At 32.7% G+C, this 18,793-nt stretch carries 31 protein-coding genes; 1 reads left to right on the top strand and 30 read right to left on the bottom strand.

The features are described 5' to 3' along the window. Nucleotides 1–42 precede the first annotated feature (42 nt). Entirely contained in the window at nt 43–762 is a 720-nt protein-coding gene (locus tag B2989_RS06720) for a 3-ketoacyl-ACP reductase (protein ID WP_292946303.1), read from the top strand. A gap of 60 nt (nt 763–822) precedes the next feature. Here B2989_RS06720 and B2989_RS06715 read toward each other — a convergent pair whose 3' ends face one another. From B2989_RS06715 to rpsS, 30 genes are all read right to left on the bottom strand, one after another. Continuing rightward, nucleotides 823–1,737 (bottom strand): dimethylarginine dimethylaminohydrolase family protein, encoded by a 915-nt coding sequence (locus tag B2989_RS06715; protein ID WP_292946301.1) that lies wholly within the window; start codon nt 1,735–1,737, stop codon nt 823–825. Between the two features lie 66 nt (nt 1,738–1,803). Beyond that, on the bottom strand, nt 1,804–3,090 hold the full coding sequence (locus B2989_RS06710; RefSeq protein ID WP_145000881.1) for a citrate synthase: 1,287 nt from the start codon (nt 3,088–3,090) through the stop codon (nt 1,804–1,806). A 181-nt stretch (nt 3,091–3,271) separates the two neighbouring features. Next, nucleotides 3,272–4,564 carry a phosphopyruvate hydratase gene (eno, locus tag B2989_RS06705; protein WP_099570092.1) on the bottom strand — a complete coding sequence of 431 codons (1,293 nt, stop codon included), beginning with the start codon at nt 4,562–4,564 and terminating at the stop codon, nt 3,272–3,274. 151 nt (nt 4,565–4,715) lie between these two features. Next, a complete protein-coding gene (gene carA, locus B2989_RS06700) occupies nt 4,716–5,819 on the bottom strand; it encodes a glutamine-hydrolyzing carbamoyl-phosphate synthase small subunit (protein WP_292946295.1) in 1,104 nt (367 codons plus the stop codon). Nucleotides 5,820–5,896: 77 nt separating this feature from the next. After that, nucleotides 5,897–6,604: a hypothetical protein gene (locus B2989_RS06695; protein WP_292946292.1), complete on the bottom strand. Its 708-nt coding sequence runs from the start codon at nt 6,602–6,604 to the stop codon at nt 5,897–5,899. Between the two features lie 47 nt (nt 6,605–6,651). Next, nucleotides 6,652–7,392, bottom strand: a complete 741-nt coding sequence (locus B2989_RS06690; RefSeq protein ID WP_292946290.1) for a hypothetical protein — start codon at nt 7,390–7,392, stop codon at nt 6,652–6,654. 90 nt (nt 7,393–7,482) lie between these two features. After that, complete coding sequence (gene rplQ, locus B2989_RS06685; protein ID WP_145000889.1) at nt 7,483–7,947, bottom strand: 50S ribosomal protein L17; 465 nt, start codon at nt 7,945–7,947, stop codon at nt 7,483–7,485. 60 nt (nt 7,948–8,007) lie between these two features. After that, on the bottom strand, nt 8,008–9,000 hold the full coding sequence (locus B2989_RS06680; RefSeq protein ID WP_028283893.1) for a DNA-directed RNA polymerase subunit alpha: 993 nt from the start codon (nt 8,998–9,000) through the stop codon (nt 8,008–8,010). Nucleotides 9,001–9,097: 97 nt separating this feature from the next. Further along, a complete protein-coding gene (rpsD, locus tag B2989_RS06675) occupies nt 9,098–9,703 on the bottom strand; it encodes a 30S ribosomal protein S4 (RefSeq protein WP_145000891.1) in 606 nt (201 codons plus the stop codon). A gap of 185 nt (nt 9,704–9,888) precedes the next feature. Then, nucleotides 9,889–10,281: a 30S ribosomal protein S11 gene (gene rpsK, locus B2989_RS06670; RefSeq protein ID WP_028283891.1), complete on the bottom strand. Its 393-nt coding sequence runs from the start codon at nt 10,279–10,281 to the stop codon at nt 9,889–9,891. A gap of 8 nt (nt 10,282–10,289) precedes the next feature. Then, complete coding sequence (gene rpsM, locus B2989_RS06665) at nt 10,290–10,664, bottom strand: 30S ribosomal protein S13 (RefSeq protein WP_028283890.1); 375 nt, start codon at nt 10,662–10,664, stop codon at nt 10,290–10,292. 2 nt (nt 10,665–10,666) lie between these two features. After that, complete coding sequence (gene ykgO, locus B2989_RS06660; RefSeq protein WP_010519235.1) at nt 10,667–10,783, bottom strand: type B 50S ribosomal protein L36; 117 nt, start codon at nt 10,781–10,783, stop codon at nt 10,667–10,669. 4 nt (nt 10,784–10,787) lie between these two features. Further along, entirely contained in the window at nt 10,788–11,003 is a 216-nt protein-coding gene (gene infA / locus B2989_RS06655) for a translation initiation factor IF-1 (protein ID WP_007094967.1), read from the bottom strand. A gap of 10 nt (nt 11,004–11,013) precedes the next feature. Further along, entirely contained in the window at nt 11,014–12,363 is a 1,350-nt protein-coding gene (gene secY / locus B2989_RS06650) for a preprotein translocase subunit SecY (protein ID WP_145000893.1), read from the bottom strand. Between the two features lie 14 nt (nt 12,364–12,377). Beyond that, complete coding sequence (rplO, locus tag B2989_RS06645) at nt 12,378–12,830, bottom strand: 50S ribosomal protein L15 (RefSeq protein ID WP_090841251.1); 453 nt, start codon at nt 12,828–12,830, stop codon at nt 12,378–12,380. A gap of 11 nt (nt 12,831–12,841) precedes the next feature. Beyond that, on the bottom strand, nt 12,842–13,024 hold the full coding sequence (rpmD, locus tag B2989_RS06640; protein WP_028283887.1) for a 50S ribosomal protein L30: 183 nt from the start codon (nt 13,022–13,024) through the stop codon (nt 12,842–12,844). 11 nt (nt 13,025–13,035) lie between these two features. After that, nucleotides 13,036–13,560: a 30S ribosomal protein S5 gene (gene rpsE / locus B2989_RS06635; protein ID WP_099570084.1), complete on the bottom strand. Its 525-nt coding sequence runs from the start codon at nt 13,558–13,560 to the stop codon at nt 13,036–13,038. Nucleotides 13,561–13,566: 6 nt separating this feature from the next. Further along, entirely contained in the window at nt 13,567–13,920 is a 354-nt protein-coding gene (gene rplR / locus B2989_RS06630) for a 50S ribosomal protein L18 (protein WP_145000895.1), read from the bottom strand. 9 nt (nt 13,921–13,929) lie between these two features. Further along, nucleotides 13,930–14,472, bottom strand: a complete 543-nt coding sequence (gene rplF / locus B2989_RS06625) for a 50S ribosomal protein L6 (RefSeq protein WP_292946139.1) — start codon at nt 14,470–14,472, stop codon at nt 13,930–13,932. A gap of 18 nt (nt 14,473–14,490) precedes the next feature. Further along, nucleotides 14,491–14,889, bottom strand: a complete 399-nt coding sequence (rpsH, locus tag B2989_RS06620) for a 30S ribosomal protein S8 (protein ID WP_145000899.1) — start codon at nt 14,887–14,889, stop codon at nt 14,491–14,493. Nucleotides 14,890–14,948: 59 nt separating this feature from the next. Beyond that, complete coding sequence (rpsN, locus tag B2989_RS06615; RefSeq protein WP_028283882.1) at nt 14,949–15,218, bottom strand: 30S ribosomal protein S14; 270 nt, start codon at nt 15,216–15,218, stop codon at nt 14,949–14,951. 3 nt (nt 15,219–15,221) lie between these two features. Further along, nucleotides 15,222–15,773, bottom strand: a complete 552-nt coding sequence (gene rplE / locus B2989_RS06610; protein ID WP_292946133.1) for a 50S ribosomal protein L5 — start codon at nt 15,771–15,773, stop codon at nt 15,222–15,224. 2 nt (nt 15,774–15,775) lie between these two features. After that, nucleotides 15,776–16,087, bottom strand: a complete 312-nt coding sequence (rplX, locus tag B2989_RS06605) for a 50S ribosomal protein L24 (RefSeq protein ID WP_292946130.1) — start codon at nt 16,085–16,087, stop codon at nt 15,776–15,778. Nucleotides 16,088–16,098: 11 nt separating this feature from the next. Next, nucleotides 16,099–16,467 carry a 50S ribosomal protein L14 gene (gene rplN / locus B2989_RS06600; protein WP_028283879.1) on the bottom strand — a complete coding sequence of 123 codons (369 nt, stop codon included), beginning with the start codon at nt 16,465–16,467 and terminating at the stop codon, nt 16,099–16,101. Nucleotides 16,468–16,469: 2 nt separating this feature from the next. Next, on the bottom strand, nt 16,470–16,727 hold the full coding sequence (gene rpsQ, locus B2989_RS06595; protein WP_028283878.1) for a 30S ribosomal protein S17: 258 nt from the start codon (nt 16,725–16,727) through the stop codon (nt 16,470–16,472). Between the two features lie 13 nt (nt 16,728–16,740). After that, the gene (gene rpmC, locus B2989_RS06590) at nt 16,741–16,932 is read right to left on the bottom strand and encodes a 50S ribosomal protein L29 (protein WP_028283877.1); all 192 of its coding nucleotides are present in this window, start codon (nt 16,930–16,932) and stop codon (nt 16,741–16,743) included. Nucleotides 16,933–16,945: 13 nt separating this feature from the next. Next, nucleotides 16,946–17,365, bottom strand: coding sequence for a 50S ribosomal protein L16 (gene rplP, locus B2989_RS06585; protein WP_028283876.1), 420 nt, complete (start codon nt 17,363–17,365; stop codon nt 16,946–16,948). Nucleotides 17,366–17,385: 20 nt separating this feature from the next. Beyond that, nucleotides 17,386–18,105, bottom strand: a complete 720-nt coding sequence (rpsC, locus tag B2989_RS06580) for a 30S ribosomal protein S3 (RefSeq protein ID WP_292946122.1) — start codon at nt 18,103–18,105, stop codon at nt 17,386–17,388. A gap of 7 nt (nt 18,106–18,112) precedes the next feature. Beyond that, a complete protein-coding gene (rplV, locus tag B2989_RS06575; protein ID WP_145000908.1) occupies nt 18,113–18,520 on the bottom strand; it encodes a 50S ribosomal protein L22 in 408 nt (135 codons plus the stop codon). A 3-nt stretch (nt 18,521–18,523) separates the two neighbouring features. Next, a partial coding sequence (gene rpsS, locus B2989_RS06570) for a 30S ribosomal protein S19 (protein ID WP_292946119.1) occupies nt 18,524–18,793 on the bottom strand: 270 nt, incomplete at its 5' end.

Raw genomic sequence — 18,793 nt, 5'->3', positions numbered from 1 at the left:
GCTAGATAAACAATATAAAAACATATAGATACTAAAACAATTATGGAACATTTAAAAAATAGAAAAGCAATAATTACAGGAGGAAGTAAAGGTTTAGGTAAAGCTACTGCTATTGCTTTTGCTAAAGAAGGGATTGATGTTGCAATTACTGGAAGAAATGAAGCAGACTTACAGGAAACCGTAACCCAATTAAAAGCATTAGGTGTCAATGCAATTTATGCTGTTTTTGATGTAGGTAATTACGAGGCTGTTAAAGACGGAATAAAAACTATTATAGACCAATTAGGAAAAGTAGACATTTTAGTAAATAATGCAGGAATAGCTGCTTTTGGGTCTTTAAATGATATGGAAGTTGACCAATGGAGTAAAATTATTCAAACCAACGTTATGGGAATGTATTACGTAACTAAAGAGGTTTTACCATATTTAATAAACCAAAACGAAGGAGATATTATTAATATATCATCAACTGCTGGATTAAATGGTAATGCTAATACATCTGCTTATTCTGCATCAAAATTTGCTGTGATTGGTATGTCAGAGTCTTTAATGAAAGAGGTAAGAAAAAATAATATTAGAGTTTGTACTTTAACTCCAAGTACAATTGCATCTGATATGTCTATTAATTTAGGTATCGCAGATAAAAACTCTGAAGACAGTGTTTTACAACCAGATGATTTTGCAGAGTTAATTGTAGCTGGACTAAAACTACCTAGAAGAGCAATGCTTAAAAGCGCTGCATTATGGTCTACAAATCCTTAAAAAATTGACAAAAAAAAGCCTCTTTATTTAAAGAGGCTTTTTATTTATAAGTATTGTCTTTTAATCCCTAATTAAAGGCATTGTGCTGCATCGCAACAAACCTTCTTGTTTTGCTATTTCGGCATAAGGCACTTCTTCTACTGTAAACCCTTTGTCGCGCAACCAAGTATTAAGTCTAGTAAAGTTTTTTTCTGAAATAATAACGTCTTCAGAAATACTAAAAATATTACTATTCATGTTAAACATTTCTTCTTTAGATATAATAAAACAATTGTCCTTTCCAAAGTAATTTAACAACCATTCATACTCAGTTTGGTCTCTAAAACCTTCTTTATGTAAAATTGCTTTATCAGTACCTATTGGTTGAAAACAACAATCTAAATGCAGTGCATTATCATAAGCATTAGTTTGCGATTTATTTAAATCAAAACTTTTAACTTTTTTATGCGGAAACTGTTGTGTTATATAATCTACTCCTGCTTGATTTGTTCTAGCTACGATATAGTCTGAATAATCGTCACCTCTATAAGTTCCAATAAAGATATAGTCATTGCAAAGCATTACGTCTCCTCCTTCGATGTGTACTTCCTCAGGTGGACGGATCACTTTTTTAGGGTCTATTGTATCAATTAAGTATTGAATAGCATCTAATTCATTTTCTCTTTCGGGTAGTATGTTTGCTTTTACAAACACATCATCAATTACAAAAGCAATATCTCTTGCAAAAATCTGATTGCAATTCTTTATTAATTCTGGTCTATAAACTTTTACATCGTATTTTTCAAATATCTTAGCTACAGCCTCCATTTCATTGACCATATCTGCTTCAATTGGGTAAGTACCTGCTTTGATATGCAAATACGATTTTGGGTCGTATGCTTCTTCTAGTTTTGGTGTTGGACCATTACTAACTGCTGTTCCTAAAACGACTGCTCTTAATCTAGAGGTTTCGTTTTTTACGTTTAGTTTTAACATAAAGTAAAGATATAAAAAAGCTTCATAATGATTTATGAAGCTTTTTTTAATATTAATAATTGAAATCTATCTTTCAGAAATTGATTTGAAAGACCTTAAGTTTTCTCCAATATATATTTGTCTTGGACGTCCAATTGGTTCCTTACGGTTACGCATTTCTTTCCATTGTGCAATCCAACCTGGCAAACGTCCTAAAGCGAACATAACGGTAAACATTTCTGTTGGGATTCCCATACCTCTATAAATAATACCAGAATAGAAATCTACGTTTGGATATAATTTACGATCTACAAAATATGAATCGCTTAAAGCTTCTTCTGCTAATCCTTTAGCAATATCTAATACAGGATCATCGATTCCTAAATCTCCTAATACTTCATCAGCAGCTTTTTTAATGATTTTTGCTCTTGGATCAAAGTTTTTATATACTCTGTGTCCAAAGCCCATTAAACGGAAAGGATCTTCTTTATCCTTAGCTTTAGCCATATATTTTTTAGTGTCTCCACCATCTTCCTTAATTGCTTCAAGCATCTCTAAAACTGCTTGATTTGCTCCACCATGTAATGGTCCCCAAAGTGCTGAAATACCTGAAGATAAAGATGCAAATAAACCTGCGTGAGATGATCCTACTATTCTAACTGTAGATGTAGAACAGTTTTGCTCATGATCTGCATGTAAAATTAATAACTTATCTAAAGCATTAACTAGGATTGGATTTTGTGTATAGTCCTGATTAGGTTTTTTAAACATCATTTTAAGGATGTTTTCTACATAGCCTAAGTTATCATCTCCATAATCTAATGGTAAACCTTTTTGCTTACGCATTGTCCATGCTACTAACACCGGAAATTTACCCATAATCTTACATACAGTATTGTACATATCCTCTTCTGAGTCTACGTTTACCGATGATGGGTTAAATGCTGTTAAAGCACTTGTTAAAGAAGAAAGGACACCCATTGGATGTGCTGACTTAGGAAATGCATCTAAAATTTTCTTTACATCGTCATCAACAACTGACTGCTCCTTAATATCTTTTTCAAATTTACTAAGTTGCTCTTTAGTTGGTAATTCACCAAAAATTAATAAAAACGCTACCTCAAGGAAATCTGCTTTTTCAGCTAATTCTTCAATAGAATAACCTCTGTATCTTAAAATTCCTTTTTCTCCATCTAAAAAAGTAATAGCACTCTCACATGATCCTGTATTTTTATAACCTGGATCAATAGTTGTCACACCACCTGTAACAGCTCTAAGATTTTTGATATCTATTCCTATTTCATTTTCAGTACCTACAATTAAGGGAAATTCGTGTTTTTCTCCATTAATTTCAAGCGTTGCTTTATTTGACATGTATATTGATTTAATGTATGTTTATTTAGAATTGTAAATTTACAAAAACTATAACGATTTAGAAAGGGTATTTATAATGGTTTTAACAATTTTAGTATAGGTTTAATTTATCAATATGAATAAAACTAAAAAAGCCTTTCAACTTACGCTGAAAGGCTTTGTATTTAGAATAGTAAATTACTTATCTTTTAATCTTGAATGCTTTATCTTTTGGATAGTAAGCTACTTCACCTAATTCTTCTTCAATACGAAGTAATTGGTTGTATTTAGCCATACGATCACTACGAGATGCAGATCCTGTTTTTATCTGTCCACAATTAAGTGCTACTGCTAAATCTGCAATTGTATTATCCTCAGTCTCTCCTGATCTATGAGACATTACTGAAGTATATCCTGCGTTATGAGCCATATTTACAGCAGCAATAGTTTCGGTTAAAGTACCAATTTGATTTACTTTTATTAAGATAGAATTAGCAATATCTTCTTTTATTCCTCTTGATAATCTTTCTACATTGGTAACAAATAAATCATCACCTACTAATTGTACTTTATCACCAACTTGTTCAGTTAAATATTTCCAACCTTCCCAGTCGTTTTCATCCATACCATCTTCAATAGAAATAATAGGGTAGTTTCTAGACAATTCTGCTAAGTAATCTGCTTGTTCTTTACTTGAACGTACTTTACCAGTTTCGCCTTCAAATTTAGAATAATCGTAGTTTCCATTAACATAAAATTCTGCAGCAGCACAATCTAAAGCAATCATTACATCGTCTCCAAGTGTATATCCTGCATTTTTAACAGCTATTGCGATAGTATCCAAAGCATCCTCAGTACCATCTAAAGTTGGTGCAAAACCACCTTCATCACCTACAGCTGTACTTAAACCTCTGTCATGTAATACTTTTTTCAGGTTATGAAAAATTTCTGTTCCCATTTGTAATGCATGAGAAAAGTTTTTGGCTTTGACTGGCATAACCATAAACTCTTGAAATGCGATAGGTGCATCACTATGTGATCCTCCGTTAATGATATTCATCATTGGCACTGGTAATGTATTTGCACTAACGCCTCCAATGTATCTATATAATGGCATCCCTAATTCTGCAGCAGCAGCTTTAGCAACAGCTAAAGATACTCCCAAAATAGCATTGGCACCTAACTTAGATTTATTAGGTGTACCGTCTATTTTACACATTAATGTATCTACATAATTTTGTTCAAAAACATTAACTCCTAAAAGCTCTTCAGCTAGAATATTATTTACATTATCTACAGCTTTACTAACTCCTTTACCCATGTATTTAGGTCCTCCATCACGTAACTCTACAGCTTCATGTTCTCCTGTTGAAGCTCCAGAAGGTACTGCTGCTCTACCAACATAACCGTTTTCTGTTTCAACATCTACTTCTACCGTTGGATTTCCTCTGGAATCAAAAATTTGTCTTGCGTGAACATTAATTATAATACTCATATGTGTGTGATTTTAGTTTATTAATTTCAAATTTAACGTTTAATTTTCAGCTATATATAGGATTTATAATAGAAATACATAAAATTTTATCTATAACGTTTTAGTAAAATAAAAAAGACAACGAAACTTTAAAATCGTTGTCTTTTTAATATTATTTATTTTTTATATTACTTATAAATTGGTCAAATAAATAGGATGAGTCATGTGGTCCTGGACTTGCTTCTGGATGATATTGTACAGAGAACACGTTTTTAGATTTCATCTTTAAACCTGCAACTGTATTATCGTTTAGATGCACATGCGTGATTTCAATGTCTGGATGCGCTTCAGCCTCTTCCCTATTTACTGCAAATCCATGGTTTTGAGATGTAATTTCACCCTTACCTGTAATTAAGTTTTTAACGGGATGATTTATTCCTCGATGTCCATTATGCATTTTGTAAGTCGAAATTCCGTTAGCTAAAGCGATTACTTGATGTCCTAAACAAATACCAAATAATGGCAAATCTCTTTTTATAACTTCTTTAGCTAATGCTTGAGCTTCTACCAATGGTTCTGGGTCACCTGGTCCATTAGACAAGAAATATCCATCAGGATTCCATGAATTTAAATCTTCAAATGTTGCATTGTAAGGAAATACTTTAACATAAGCCTCTCTTTTAACTAGGTTACGTAAAATATTCTTTTTTATACCTATGTCTAATGCAGCTATTTTGATTGGAGCATTTTCATCACCAATAAAATATGGCTCTTTGGTAGATACTTTTGATGCTAACTCTAGTCCACTCATAGATGGTACATCTGCTAACTGTTGCTTTAAACCATCTATATTATCTACATCTGTGGATATAATAGCATTCATGACACCATTGTCTCTAATATAACTAACTAAGGCTCTGGTATCCACATCTGAAATTGCAAGTAGATTATGCTTGTTAAGAAAGTCCTCTAAAGATCCGTTTGAGTCAACTCTTGAAAAATCATAACTAAAATTTTTACAGATTAATCCCGAAATTTTAATCGAGTCCGATTCGTTTTCGTTATCATTAACACCATAATTACCAATATGAGCATTGGTTGTTACCATAAGTTGACCAAAATATGAAGGATCTGTAAAAATTTCTTGATATCCAGTCATTCCTGTGTTGAAGCAAATTTCTCCAAATGCTGTTCCTTCTTTACCAACAGCTTTTCCATGAAAAATGGTGCCATCCTCTAATAAGATCAGAGCTTTTTTTAATCTTTGATATTTCATAATTCTAAAAGTTTCACAAAATTGCATAAAAAAAAGGATAATCTAAAATAGATTACCCTTTTTTAATGTCTTGCATCTTAATTAATGCTATAATAATTAAATATCTTGACAACATCTGCTTCCTCTTTGTAAGATAAATCATTATCGTCAACAAATTTTTCGACTAACTTTTTCTTGTCACCAAGTAATTTTAAAATTGATTTCTTTTTCAATTTAAATTCTTCCGTAGTTACTCCATCTTTTGAAACTGCATAACTATCATTAACAACATATTTATCTGGAGATGTTTTTTGCTTAGTCATTACATTAATCTGACCATCTTTAATTATCGCTTCGTATCTTTTTAAAAGCTTAACCGTAGCATGTGGCGTTAATTCAAAAAAGAATTTAGCTCTGCTATCTTCATCTCTATAGATCTTAGCAACATACTTATCAAATTTAACAGACTCTATTGCTTTTGCGTCAAAAACGAAAGAAGAGTCTTTGGCAAAATTTGAAACGATTTGGTTTGATTTAGCATTATAATTTCCGTTTGGTACTTTATAAACTTTACCTTCCTTTGAAGTGATTTCAATTGTAGCATCCTCAAATGCAAAAGGAGATCCTATAACAGCGCTTGATTTACCATTTGCTAAGTAAGCACCTTGGTAATTAACCGCATTAAACATATTTTGCTGACTATTATCCATAGTTGCAGATGATAAGTTTGAGCTAAAACCGTTACTTCCTTGTGCAAAGGATAAGGTTGATACTAATAAAGTAAAAATAAATAAGTAGTTTTTCATGTGTGATTTTTTGAATGTGTGTGTGTGTGTGTGTGTGTGAATTATATTTAATTTGATTTTGAAATAACACTATAATAATTTAGAATTCTAATAACGTCATATTCTTCTTTGTATGATAAATTTTCATTTTTAACAAAGTCTTGAATTAACTTTTTATGATTAGACAATAGTTTTAAAACAGACTTTTTGTTCAGTTTAAATTCTGTTACAGTTTTATCATCAATAGTTATGCCATAGCTGTCTGATAAACTAAACATATCAGAAGACGTTTTTTGTTTTGTTAAAACATTAATTTGACCATCAATAACTTTAGCTGAATACTTTTTCAACAACCTGATAGAAGCATGAGGCGTTAATTCAAAATAGAAATGGTCTTTATCGTTTTTATCTTTATATCGTGTAGCTGTATATTTATCAAACTTTACACTTTTAATGGTTTTGGATTGAAATACAAAAGAAGAGTCTTTGGCAAAATTAGATACAACTTCATCTGTACTTGCATTATAATTTCCGTTTGGCACTTTATATGATTTACCATCTGTAGTGTTAATTATAATAATAGCATCTTCAAAGGGAAATGGAGAACCAGAAACATCAGGTAGACTTGCATTAGCCAAATAATAACCTTGATAATTTACAGCATTAAATTTGTCTTGTAATCTAGAATTAAGATCTACTAAAGGAAGATTAGGATGCTTAGCTTGACCTGTAGAAACTTCGTTTTTAATAACTTGTGCTGACACCGAAGTCATAACTATAAAAGCAATAAGTAAAAAGATAGGTTTCATATAAAAATGTTTGCTTAAATGTAAAAAAAAAGAGATAAACTTATAAAGCTTATCTCTCTTTTAATAATAATTTAACAGCAAATTAAGAAACTATTCTTCTTCATTTGAAGCAACTGGAGGAGTAACAGTATTACTACTACCACCTCTACGACTTCTACGAGTAGTTTTCTTAGCTTTTTTATCTGCATTGTAGATTTCGTTGTAATCTACTAATTCAATCATTGCCATATCAGCGTTATCACCTAAACGGTTTCCTAACTTGATAATTCTAGTATATCCACCTGGACGATCACCAATTTTAGCAGCAACATCTCTAAAAAGTTCAGTTACAGCTTCTTTTTGACGCAATTTAGAAAATACTAGACGTCTGTTGTGCGTCGTATCATCTTTAGCCTTAGTGATTAATGGCTCAATAAATCCTTTTAAAGCTTTAGCTTTAGCAACAGTTGTGTTAATACGTTTATGTTCTATTAAAGAACAACCCATATTTGCCAACATTGATTTTCTGTGAGCAGTTTTTCTACCTAAATGGTTTACTTTTTTTCCGTGTCTCATGACATTTGTTTTTAATCATCATCTTGCTCAAACTCTTTATGAGGAGCAAAATATGATGTATTAGTCTTTATCTAGTTTGTATTTTGAAAGATCCATTCCGAAATTTAATCCTTTAACATTTACTAGCTCTTCAAGCTCTGTTAAAGATTTCTTTCCAAAATTACGGAACTTCATTAAATCATTTTTATTAAAAGATACTAAGTCTCCTAAAGTATCTACCTCTGCTGCTTTTAAACAATTTAGAGCACGAACAGAAAGGTCCATATCTACTAATTTAGTTTTAAGTAACTGTCTCATGTGAAGTGATTCTTCATCATAAGTTTCAGTTTGAGCAATCTCATCAGCTTCTAATGTAATACGCTCATCAGAGAATAACATAAAGTGGTGAATCAGAGTTTTTGCAGCTTCTGTTAATGCATCTTGAGGCGTAATAGAACCATCAGTCTGAATTTCGAAAACTAATTTTTCGTAATCCGTTTTTTGTTCTACACGATAATTCTCAATGCTGTACTTAACATTTTTAATTGGTGTGTAAATTGAATCAGTAAAAATAGTACCTATTGGTGCTGAAGCTTTTTTGTTTTCTTCTGCAGGAACATATCCTCTACCTTTTTCAACAGTAATTTCCATGTTGATATTTACCTTAGAATCTAAGTTACAAATCACTTGATCTGTATTTAATACTTGGAAACCTGAAATAAATTTCTGGAAATCTCCTGCTACAATTTTGTCTTGACCAGAAATTGAAATCGAAATAGATTCGTTATCCACATCCTCTATTTGACGCTTAAAACGAACTTGTTTAAGATTTAAAATAATTTCTGTTACGTCTTCAACAACACCTGCTATTGTTGAAAACTCGTGGTCTACACTTTCTATTCTAACAGATGTGATAGCAAACCCTTCTAGAGAAGATAATAAAACTCTTCTTAAAGCATTTCCTACTGTTAGTCCATAACCTGGTTCTAAAGGTCTGAATTCGAATTTACCTTCGAAGTCAGTTGAATCAATCATTATTACCTTATCAGGCTTTTGGAAATTAAATACTGCCATAATTTTTCTTCGTTTTAATTGTTATTTAGTTGCGCGGTTTATAAGTTTGAAGAAGCACAAATAAACCCTTTGGCTAAACACCAATGTTAATAATTTATTATTTAGAGTATAATTCTACGATGAATTGCTCATTAATATTTTCTGGGATTTGGATTCTAGCAGGAACAGAAACGTAAGTACCTTCCTTTTTCTCGCTATTCCAAGTAATCCACTCATATACATTACTAGAGTTTGATAAAGATCTATCAATAGACTCTAAAGATTTAGACTTCTCTCTTACAGCAACAACATCTCCAGCATTAAGTTGGTATGAAGGTATGTTTACTAACTCTCCATTAACAGTAATATGTCTGTGAGATACAAGTTGTCTTGCTCCGCTTCTAGAAGGAGATAATCCCATTCTAAACACTACATTATCTAATCTAGATTCACAAATTTGAAGTAATACTTCACCTGTGATTCCTTGAGCTGCAGTTGCTCTTTTAAACATGTTTCTGAATTGACGCTCTAAAATACCGTAAGTATATTTAGCTTTTTGCTTTTCCATTAATTGGATTGCGTACTCAGATTTTTTACCACGTCTTCTGTTGTTTCCATGTTGACCTGGTGGGTAATTTCTTTTCTCAAAAGACTTATCGTCTCCGAATATAGCTTCACCAAATTTACGAGCTATTTTAGTTTTAGGACCAGTATATCTTGCCATTTTTAAATTGATTTAAGAGTGATTATGAATTAAGGTCTAAATCTTATCCTTCGATAATCGTTAATCTCTTTGTTGATACTTGTTTTAAATTTTCAGTTTGCAAATTTATACAAAAAATTAATACCATCTGATAAACAGACGATATTAATTTTTTTATTGCTTAAGTAAAGTACTATGTAGTAAACTTATACTCTTCTTCTTTTAGGAGGACGACAACCATTATGTGGTAATGGAGTAACATCAATTATTTCTGTTACTTCAATTCCTGCATTATGGATAGATCGTATAGCAGATTCTCTACCATTTCCAGGTCCTTTAACATAAACCTTTACCTTTTTTAATCCAGCTTCTTTAGCTACTTCAGAAGCGTCTTCTGCTGCTAATTGTGCTGCATAAGGTGTGTTTTTCTTAGAACCTCTAAATCCCATCTTACCAGCAGATGACCATGAAATGACATCTCCCTTTTTATTTGTAAGTGAAATAATGATATTGTTGAAAGAAGCAGTAATGTGAGCTTCTCCAACAGCGTCAATAATAACTTTACGTTTTTTTGTGCTTTTAGCGTTTGTCTTTGCCATACTACTTATTATTTAGTTGCTTTTTTCTTGTTAGCAACTGTTTTTCTTCTTCCTTTTCTTGTTCTAGAGTTATTCTTAGTACGTTGACCTCTTAAAGGTAAACCAACTCTATGACGAATTCCTCTGTAACAACCAATATCCATTAAACGCTTAATGTTTAATTGTGTTTCAGAACGTAATTCACCTTCAATAGTATAAGTACCTACAGTTTCACGGATTGCTCCAATTTGATCATCTGTCCAGTCTTGTACTTTGATGTTTTCGTCAACTTTAGCCTCAGCTAAAATTTCTTGAGCTCTACTTCTACCTACTCCGTAGATATAAGTTAATGAGATCACTCCTCTTTTTTGTTTTGGTATGTCTACACCTGCGATTCTTGCCATAATTACCCTTGTCTTTGTTTGAATCTAGGATTCTTTTTGTTAATGACGTAAAGTCTACCTTTTCTGCGCACAATCTTACAATCTGCACTTCTCTTTTTAATTGATGCTCTTACTTTCATCGTATTAGTATCTATAGGTTATACGAGCCTTAGTTAAATCATAAGGACTCATTTCTAGTTTAACTTTATCTCCTGGTAACAACTTAATATAATGCATACGCATCTTACCCGAAATATGTGCGGTCACAATATGACCATTTTCTAATTCAACACGGAACATAGCATTTGATAATGCTTCAATTATAGTTCCGTCTTGTTCTATTGCTGCTTGTTTTGCCATAGTTAAAATATTAAGCTACTGCTTTTCTGTTTTTACCAGTTTTCATCAAGCCATCATAGTGTCTATTTAACAAGTAACTATTTACTTGTTGCATAGTGTCAATTGCAACTCCAACCATAATTAATAAAGATGTACCTCCGAAAAATAAAGCCCAACCAGATTGAACGTTAAGTAACTTAACAATAAATGCTGGGAACACAGCTATTAATGCAAGAAAAATAGAACCTGGTAAAGTTATTTGAGACATAATTTTGTCTAGATATTCAGAAGTTTCTGATCCTGGACGAATACCTGGAATAAATCCTCCGCTTCGTTTAAGATCATCAGCCATTTTATTTGTAGGAACGGTAATCGCAGTATAAAAATATGTAAATATAATAATCAATAATGCAAATACTAAATTATACCAAAATCCGAAGATGTCAGAGAAATTAGATTGTAACCATAATCCAGAAGCAGTATCTTTTAATAAAGATGAACCACCAATTAAACCAGGAACAAACATAATCGCTTGAGCAAAAATGATTGGCATTACACCAGAAGCATTAAGCTTTAAAGGAATATATTGTCTTGATCCAAATACATTTTTCTCGTAACCTCCAGTTGCTGAACGCCTAGCATATTGTACTGCAATCTTACGAACTGCCATTACTAACAAGATTGAAAGAAGAATAATAACAAACCAAATAACGATTTCAAATAAAATCATCATTACATTATTACCTGTTTCTAATCTAGAAGCAGCATTTTGTAAGAAAGATTTAGGAAGCGTAGCGATAATACCCACCATAATTAATAGTGATATACCATTACCAATTCCTTTATCTGTTATTTTCTCACCTAACCACATTGCAAAAATACAACCAGTTACTAGTATAACTATTGATGAGAAATAAAACATACCACCTTGCCCTAATAAAAAGGCCGAGTTTGGAATACCAAACATAGGTTGTAAACTAGCTAAATAACCTGGTGCCTGAACTAAACATATTGCTATAGTCAACCAACGTGTTATTTGAGTAATCTTTTTCTGACCACTAGCGCCTTCTTTTTGTAGTTTTTGCAAATAAGGAATAGCAATTCCCATTAATTGAACTACAATAGAAGCAGAAATATATGGCATAATTCCAAGTGCAAATACAGAAGCATTAGCAAATGCACCTCCTGTGAAGGCATTTAATATCCCAAAAATACCTTCTGATGTTCCAGTTTGTAGGCTTTCTAATTGGGTTGCGTCAATACCTGGTAATACTACTTGTGCTCCGAAACGATAAACTAAAAGTAGACCTAGTGTTACTAGAATTCTATTTCTTAGTTCTTCAATTTTCCAAACATTTTTTAATGTCTCTATAAATTTCATGCGTTCGATTGTTCTTATAAAGTTACAGCTTCTCCTCCTGCAGCTTCAATAGCAGCTTTTGCAGTAGCAGTAAATTTATGAGCTGTGATACTTAATTTAGCTTTTAACTCTCCTCTTCCTAAAATCTTAACTAGCTCGTTTTTACCAGCTAAACCAAGACCTACTAAAGTATCAAAATCTAAAGTATCTTTAATTTTCTTATCGTCAACTAATTGTTGAATAACATCTAAGTTAACACCTTGATGCTCTATACGATTAATGTTAGTAAAACCAAACTTAGGCACTCTACGTTGAAGTGGCATTTGCCCTCCTTCGAAACCTACCTTCTTAGAATAACCAGATCTTGACTTAGCTCCTTTGTGACCACGTGTCGCAGTACCACCTTTTCCAGAACCTTGTCCTCTACCTATTCTTTTACCTTGATTTTTAACTGAACCTTCTGCAGGTTTTAAATTACTTAAATCCATTTTCAGTATTATTATTTAGTTTCTTCTACAGAAACTAAGTGGTTTACTTTTGCTACCATACCTAAAATATTAGGTGTAGCCTCATGTTCTATAGTTTGTCCAATCTTCTTAAGACCAAGAGCTAATAAAGTTCTTTTTTGTCTTTGAGTTCTGTTGATTGCACTTTTAACTTTTGTTACTTTTATCTTCGACATTGCTGTTGTGATTATCCGTTAAAAACTTTTTCTAAAGAAACACCTCTTTCACGAGCAATCGTTTTAGGGTCTCTTAATTGTAATAAAGCATCAAAAGTAGCCTTAACAACATTATGTGGATTTGATGAACCTTGAGATTTAGATAAAACATCATGTACACCTACTGCCTCTAAAACTGTTCTCACAGCTCCACCAGCAATAACTCCTGTTCCAGGAGCTGCAGGAATAATATTTACTCTTGCTCCACCAAATTTACCTTTTTGTTCATGAGGTAATGTTCCTTTCATGATAGGGATACGAACTAGGTTTTTCTTAGCATCTTCTATTGCTTTTGCAATTGCACTAGCAACATCTTTTGATTTTCCTAAACCTTGACCTACAACACCAGCTTCATCTCCAACCACTACGATTGCAGAAAAACCAAATGCTCTACCTCCTTTAGTTACCTTAGTAACTCTTTGCACACCAACTAAACGATCTTTAAGATCTAATCCACTTGGTTTTACTAACTCTGCGCTTTTGTATTTTTGATACATAATTTCTTAGAATTTAAGTCCTCCTTCTCTAGCTCCTTCAGCTAACGATTTTACTCTACCATGATATAAATAACCACCTCTATCAAAAGCGATCGTTTCAACACCAGCCTTCAAGGCTTTTTCTGCGATAGACTTACCTACTAATGCAGCTAGTTCTACTTTATTTCCTTTTGCAGCAATATCTTTATCTCTAGAAGATGAAGCAGCTAATGTTTTACCAGTAACGTCATCTACTAATTGAGCATAAATTTCTTTATTACTTCTAAAAACAGCTAATCTAGGTCTTGCTTCTGTACCAGAAACAACCTTACGGATTCTGTTTTTAATTCTTATTCGTCTTTCGTTTTTTGTTAACGCCATAACTAATTATTATGCTGATTTACCTGCTTTTCTTCTTAATACTTCTCCAACAAACTTAATACCTTTTCCTTTGTACGGTTCAGGTCTTCTAAATCCTCTGATTTTAGCAGCAACTTGTCCTACTAATTGTTTATCATGAGAAGTTAATTTGATTATTGGATTCTTACCCTTATCAGACACAGTTTCTACTTGTACTTCTGGTGCTAAACTTAAAATAATGTTGTGTGAAAAACCTAAAGCTAGTTCAAGGACATTACCTTGATTAGAAGCTCTATAACCTACACCAACTAATTCTAATTGTTTAGTCCAACCTTTTGAAACACCTTCAATCATATTAAAAACTAATGAACGGTATAAACCATGCTTAGCTTTTTGATCTTTAGTATCTGTAGAACGTGTTACTAATACATTTCCATCTTCAACTTTTACTTCAACAGTATCAAAATATTGAGTTAACTCACCTAATTTTCCTTTTACTGTTATTGTATTGTTATCAACTGTTACAGTTACTCCTTCTGGAATGGCAACTGGATTATTTCCTATTCTTGACATTTTCTTCTGGATTTTAAATTAGTAAACGTAACATAAAACTTCACCACCAACGTTTTCTCTTTGCGCTTGCTTTCCAGTCATTACTCCGTGAGAAGTAGAAACGATTGCAATACCTAAACCATTAAGTATACGTGGTAATTCTGTAGAACTAGAATATTTACGTAAACCAGGCTTACTGATTCTTTGCAATTTTCTAATTACAGGTTCTTTTGTTTCCTTATTGTATTTTAAGGCAATTTTGATTGTACCTTGAACAGTAGAATCATCGAACTTATAACTTAAAACATATCCTTGATCGAATAATATTTTAGTAATGTCCTTTTTTAAATTTGAAGCAGGAATTTCTACAACTCTGTGATTAGCACGCACTGCGTTTCTAATTCTAGTTAAGTAATCTGCTATTGGATCTGTATACATATGTATTTATTTGCGGACTTGGTTTTCAGAATATCCCGAACCTAAGACCAATTAAAATTTTACCAACTTGCTTTTTTAACACCTGGTATTAAACCTTGATTTGCCATTTCTCTAAACATAACACGAGAAAGTCCAAAGGTACGCATATATCCCTTTGGTCTACCTGTTAATTTACATCTATTATGTTGACGTATAGGCGATGCGTTTTTAGGTAACTTTTGTAATGCTTGATAATCTCCAGCTTCTTTAAGAGCTTTACGTTTTTCAGCATATTTAGCTACTGTCTTCGATCTTTTAACCTCGCGGGCTTTCATTGATTCTTTAGCCATAACTTAGTTTTTTTGAAAAGGTAACCCTAATTCTGTTAATAATGATTTTGCTTCTTTATCTGTTTCAGCAGAAGTTACAAATGTAATATCCATTCCGTCAATTTTATTAACTTTGTCAATATTTATTTCTGGAAAGATAATTTGTTCAGTAACTCCTAAATTGTAGTTACCTCTTCCGTCAAAACCTGTAGCTTTTATTCCGTTAAAATCTCTAACACGTGGAAGTGCAGAAGTTATTAAACGATCTAAAAACTCATACATTCTTTCTCCTCTTAACGTAACTTTAGCACCAATTGGCATTCCTTTACGTAATTTGAAAGTTGCAACATCTTTTTTAGATAAAGTAGATACAGCTTTTTGACCTGTGATAGTTGTAAATTCATCAACTGCATAGTCAACCAATTTCTTGTCAGCAACTGCAGCCCCAACACCTCTAGATAATACTATCTTTTGTAGTTTTGGCACTTGCATTACATTACTGTATCCAAATTCTTCTGTAAGAGCAGCAATTACTTTGCTTTTATACTCTTCTTTTAGTCTCGGTGAATATTCCATAACTATATTACTTCATTTGATTTTTTAGAAAATCTGACTTTCTTATCACCTTCCATTCTAAATCCTACTCTAGTCTCTTCTCCTTTAGAAGTTAATAAAGATAGGTTAGAAATGTTGATAGATGCCTCTTTTTCTACAATACCACCTTGAGGATTTTGTGCACTTGGTTTAGTATGTTTCTTAACCATGTTTACTCCTTCAACTATAGCTTTGTTCTTCTCGATAAATACTTTTTGTACTTTACCTTCAGAACCTTTATGATCACCAGCTATAACCTTGACGATATCTCCTGTTTTTATTTTTAGCTTTGTCATTTTTTTATCAATTAAAGCACCTCTGGTGCCAATGATACAATTTTCATGAATTGTTTATCACGAAGTTCTCTAGCTACAGGTCCAAAAACACGTGTACCTCTCATTTCTCCCGTAGGATTTAAAAGGACACAAGCGTTATCATCAAATCTGATATAAGATCCGTCTGGACGTCTAACTTCTTTTTTAGTACGCACAACTACTGCTGTTGATACTGCTCCTTTTTTAATGTTTCCATTAGGAGTTGCATCTTTAACAGTGACAACAATTTTGTCACCTACAGAAGCATATCTTCTTTTAGTACCACCTAAAACACGGATAGTTAATACTTCCTTTGCTCCAGTGTTATCTGCTACTCTTAGTCTTGATTCTTGTTGTACCATAATTACTTCGCTCTTTCAATTATTTCAACTAATCTCCAACATTTAGATTTACTTAAAGGTCTTGTTTCCATGATCTTTACTGTATCTCCAATATTACAATCGTTTGTCTCATCGTGTGCAACATATTTTTTAGTTTTCAACACGAATTTTCCGTACATAGGGTGTTTTACTTTTTTAACTTCTGCAACAACAATTGATTTTTGCATCTTGTTACTAGTAACGATCCCGATACGCTCTTTTCTTAAGTTTCTTTTTTCCATCTTGTAAGCAGAATTATTTTAAATCTCTTTTAGTTAATTCTGTTGCAATTTTTGCAACCGTACGTCTTACTTGACGTAATTGAATAGGATTCTCTAAAGGAGAAACTGCATGAGCCATTTTTAAATCTGAATAGCTCTTCTTTGTTTCACTAAGTTTCTCTTGTAACTCAGCTACAGATAATTCTTTAATTTCTGATTGTTTCATAATATCAAATAAATTATGCTTCGTAATCTCTAGCGATTACAAACTTAGTTTTTACTGGTAATTTTTGAGCTGCAAGTCTTAATGCTTCTTTAGCTACTTCTAAAGGCACTCCTCCAACTTCAAAAAGGATTCTTCCTGGTTTAACAACTGCTGCCCAATATTCTACTGCTCCTTTACCTTTACCCATACGTACTTCAAGAGGCTTTTTTGTAATCGGCTTATCTGGAAATATTTTAATCCAAAGTTGACCTTCTCTTTTCATGTAACGTGTAGCTGCAATACGAGCTGCTTCTATTTGACGTGATGTTAAAAAATTAGAATCCAATGATTTTATTCCAAAAGTTCCGTTTGAAAGTAAGTGACCTCTACCAGAGTTCCCTTTCATACGTCCCTTTTGCATTTTTCTAAATTTTGTTCTTTTAGGCTGTAACATTTTTTCTGTTCTTTAAAAAATTACTTTCTACGACGTTGTTGTGGTTTTGAACCTCCTTGACGTCCACCTTTTCCTTGCTTCTTAGCTAAGCCAACAAGAGGAGAAAGCTCTCTTTTACCATATACTTCACCTTTCATGATCCATACTTTAACCCCTAATCTACCGTAAGTAGTATGAGATTCAACTAAAGCATAATCAATATCGGCTCTAAAAGTTGATAAAGGAATACGTCCTTCTTTGTAGTGTTCTGAACGTGCCATTTCAGCTCCATTCAAACGACCACTAATCTGTACTTTAATTCCTTCAGCATTCATACGCATTGTTGCAGCAATAGCCATTTTAATTGCACGTCTATAAGAAATTCTATTTTCAATTTGACGAGCAATACTAGTTGCTACTAAAAACGCATCAAGTTCAGGTCTCTTAATTTCAAAGATGTTAATCTGAACTTCTTTACCTGTAATTTTCTTAAGTTCTTCTTTCAACTTGTCTACCTCTTGTCCACCTTTTCCGATAATAATACCAGGTCTAGCAGTAGTGATAGTAACGGTTACAAGTTTTAAAGTTCTCTCAATAATTACACGAGATACACTAGCTTTAGATAAACGCGCGTGAACGTATTTTCTAATCTTATCGTCTTCGGCAAGTTTATCACCATAATCGTTTCCTCCGTACCAGTTAGATTCCCATCCTCTGATAATTCCTAAGCGATTTCCGATTGGATTTGTCTTTTGTCCCATATCTATCTTAGCTTTGTGTTTTATTATTAGCTCCAACCACGATAGTTACGTGGTTTGAGCGTTTTCTTATTCTGTGAGCACGTCCTTGTGGTGCTGGACGTAATCTTTTTAACATAGATCCACCATCTACTCTTATTTCTTGAACAAATAATTCAGCATCTTCGATACTTGCATCTTCATTCTTAGCTTGCCAATTAGCTATCGCAGAAAGTAATAATTTCTCTAAACGATTTGAAGCTTCTTTTTGACTAAACTTTAAAATATTAAGTGCCTTTTCTACGCGTTCACCTCTTACTAAATCGGCTACTAAACGCATTTTTCTTGGTGACGTAGGACAGTTATTAAGTTTAGCGAAAGCTATTTGCTTTTTACCTTCCTTAATAGCGTCTGCCATTTGTTTTTTACGACTTCCCATAGCTTACTTTTTACCTTTATTTTTAGCACCAGCGTGACCTCTAAAAGATCTTGTTGGTGAAAATTCTCCTAACTTATGTCCAACCATGTTTTCTGTAACGTAAACTGGAACAAACTGACGACCGTTATGAACTGCTATTGTTTGCCCAACAAAATCAGGTGTTATCATACTTGCTCTTGACCAAGTTTTAATAACAGTCTTTTTGTTAGCTTCCACATTGTCAGCTACTTTTTTCTCTAATTTATAGTGAACGTAAGGTCCTTTTTTTAATGA

It is taken from the genome of Olleya sp. UBA1516 (genome assembly GCF_002323495.1).
Classification (GTDB): Bacteria; Bacteroidota; Bacteroidia; order Flavobacteriales; family Flavobacteriaceae; genus Olleya.
The sequence above is the reverse complement of the archived record's forward strand: the minus strand, read 5'-3'. Positions and strand labels throughout refer to the sequence as shown.

Coding starts and splice junctions, on each gene's coding strand:
- B2989_RS06720 (WP_292946303.1), top strand. CDS start 43: ATGGAACATTTAAAAAATAGAAAAGCAATAATTACAGGAGGAAGTAAA.
- B2989_RS06715 (WP_292946301.1), bottom strand. CDS start 1,737: ATGTTAAAACTAAACGTAAAAAACGAAACCTCTAGATTAAGAGCAGTC.
- B2989_RS06710 (WP_145000881.1), bottom strand. CDS start 3,090: ATGTCAAATAAAGCAACGCTTGAAATTAATGGAGAAAAACACGAATTT.
- eno (WP_099570092.1), bottom strand. CDS start 4,564: ATGAGTATTATAATTAATGTTCACGCAAGACAAATTTTTGATTCCAGA.
- carA (WP_292946295.1), bottom strand. CDS start 5,819: ATGAAATATCAAAGATTAAAAAAAGCTCTGATCTTATTAGAGGATGGC.
- B2989_RS06695 (WP_292946292.1), bottom strand. CDS start 6,604: ATGAAAAACTACTTATTTATTTTTACTTTATTAGTATCAACCTTATCC.
- B2989_RS06690 (WP_292946290.1), bottom strand. CDS start 7,392: ATGAAACCTATCTTTTTACTTATTGCTTTTATAGTTATGACTTCGGTG.
- rplQ (WP_145000889.1), bottom strand. CDS start 7,947: ATGAGACACGGAAAAAAAGTAAACCATTTAGGTAGAAAAACTGCTCAC.
- B2989_RS06680 (WP_028283893.1), bottom strand. CDS start 9,000: ATGGCAGTATTTAATTTCCAAAAGCCTGATAAGGTAATAATGATTGAT.
- rpsD (WP_145000891.1), bottom strand. CDS start 9,703: ATGGCAAGATATACTGGTCCTAAAACTAAAATAGCTCGTAAATTTGGT.
- rpsK (WP_028283891.1), bottom strand. CDS start 10,281: ATGGCAAAGACAAACGCTAAAAGCACAAAAAAACGTAAAGTTATTATT.
- rpsM (WP_028283890.1), bottom strand. CDS start 10,664: ATGGCAAGAATCGCAGGTGTAGACATACCAAAACAAAAAAGAGGAGTG.
- ykgO (WP_010519235.1), bottom strand. CDS start 10,783: ATGAAAGTAAGAGCATCAATTAAAAAGAGAAGTGCAGATTGTAAGATT.
- infA (WP_007094967.1), bottom strand. CDS start 11,003: ATGGCAAAACAAGCAGCAATAGAACAAGACGGAACTATAATTGAAGCA.
- secY (WP_145000893.1), bottom strand. CDS start 12,363: ATGAAATTTATAGAGACATTAAAAAATGTTTGGAAAATTGAAGAACTA.
- rplO (WP_090841251.1), bottom strand. CDS start 12,830: ATGGATTTAAGTAATTTAAAACCTGCAGAAGGTTCAGTTAAAAATCAA.
- rpmD (WP_028283887.1), bottom strand. CDS start 13,024: ATGTCGAAGATAAAAGTAACAAAAGTTAAAAGTGCAATCAACAGAACT.
- rpsE (WP_099570084.1), bottom strand. CDS start 13,560: ATGTATCAAAAATACAAAAGCGCAGAGTTAGTAAAACCAAGTGGATTA.
- rplR (WP_145000895.1), bottom strand. CDS start 13,920: ATGGCGTTAACAAAAAACGAAAGACGAATAAGAATTAAAAACAGAATC.
- rplF (WP_292946139.1), bottom strand. CDS start 14,472: ATGTCAAGAATAGGAAATAATCCAGTTGCCATTCCAGAAGGAGTAACT.
- rpsH (WP_145000899.1), bottom strand. CDS start 14,889: ATGTATACAGATCCAATAGCAGATTACTTAACTAGAATTAGAAACGCA.
- rpsN (WP_028283882.1), bottom strand. CDS start 15,218: ATGGCTAAAGAATCAATGAAAGCCCGCGAGGTTAAAAGATCGAAGACA.
- rplE (WP_292946133.1), bottom strand. CDS start 15,773: ATGGAATATTCACCGAGACTAAAAGAAGAGTATAAAAGCAAAGTAATT.
- rplX (WP_292946130.1), bottom strand. CDS start 16,087: ATGACAAAGCTAAAAATAAAAACAGGAGATATCGTCAAGGTTATAGCT.
- rplN (WP_028283879.1), bottom strand. CDS start 16,467: ATGGTACAACAAGAATCAAGACTAAGAGTAGCAGATAACACTGGAGCA.
- rpsQ (WP_028283878.1), bottom strand. CDS start 16,727: ATGGAAAAAAGAAACTTAAGAAAAGAGCGTATCGGGATCGTTACTAGT.
- rpmC (WP_028283877.1), bottom strand. CDS start 16,932: ATGAAACAATCAGAAATTAAAGAATTATCTGTAGCTGAGTTACAAGAG.
- rplP (WP_028283876.1), bottom strand. CDS start 17,365: ATGTTACAGCCTAAAAGAACAAAATTTAGAAAAATGCAAAAGGGACGT.
- rpsC (WP_292946122.1), bottom strand. CDS start 18,105: ATGGGACAAAAGACAAATCCAATCGGAAATCGCTTAGGAATTATCAGA.
- rplV (WP_145000908.1), bottom strand. CDS start 18,520: ATGGGAAGTCGTAAAAAACAAATGGCAGACGCTATTAAGGAAGGTAAA.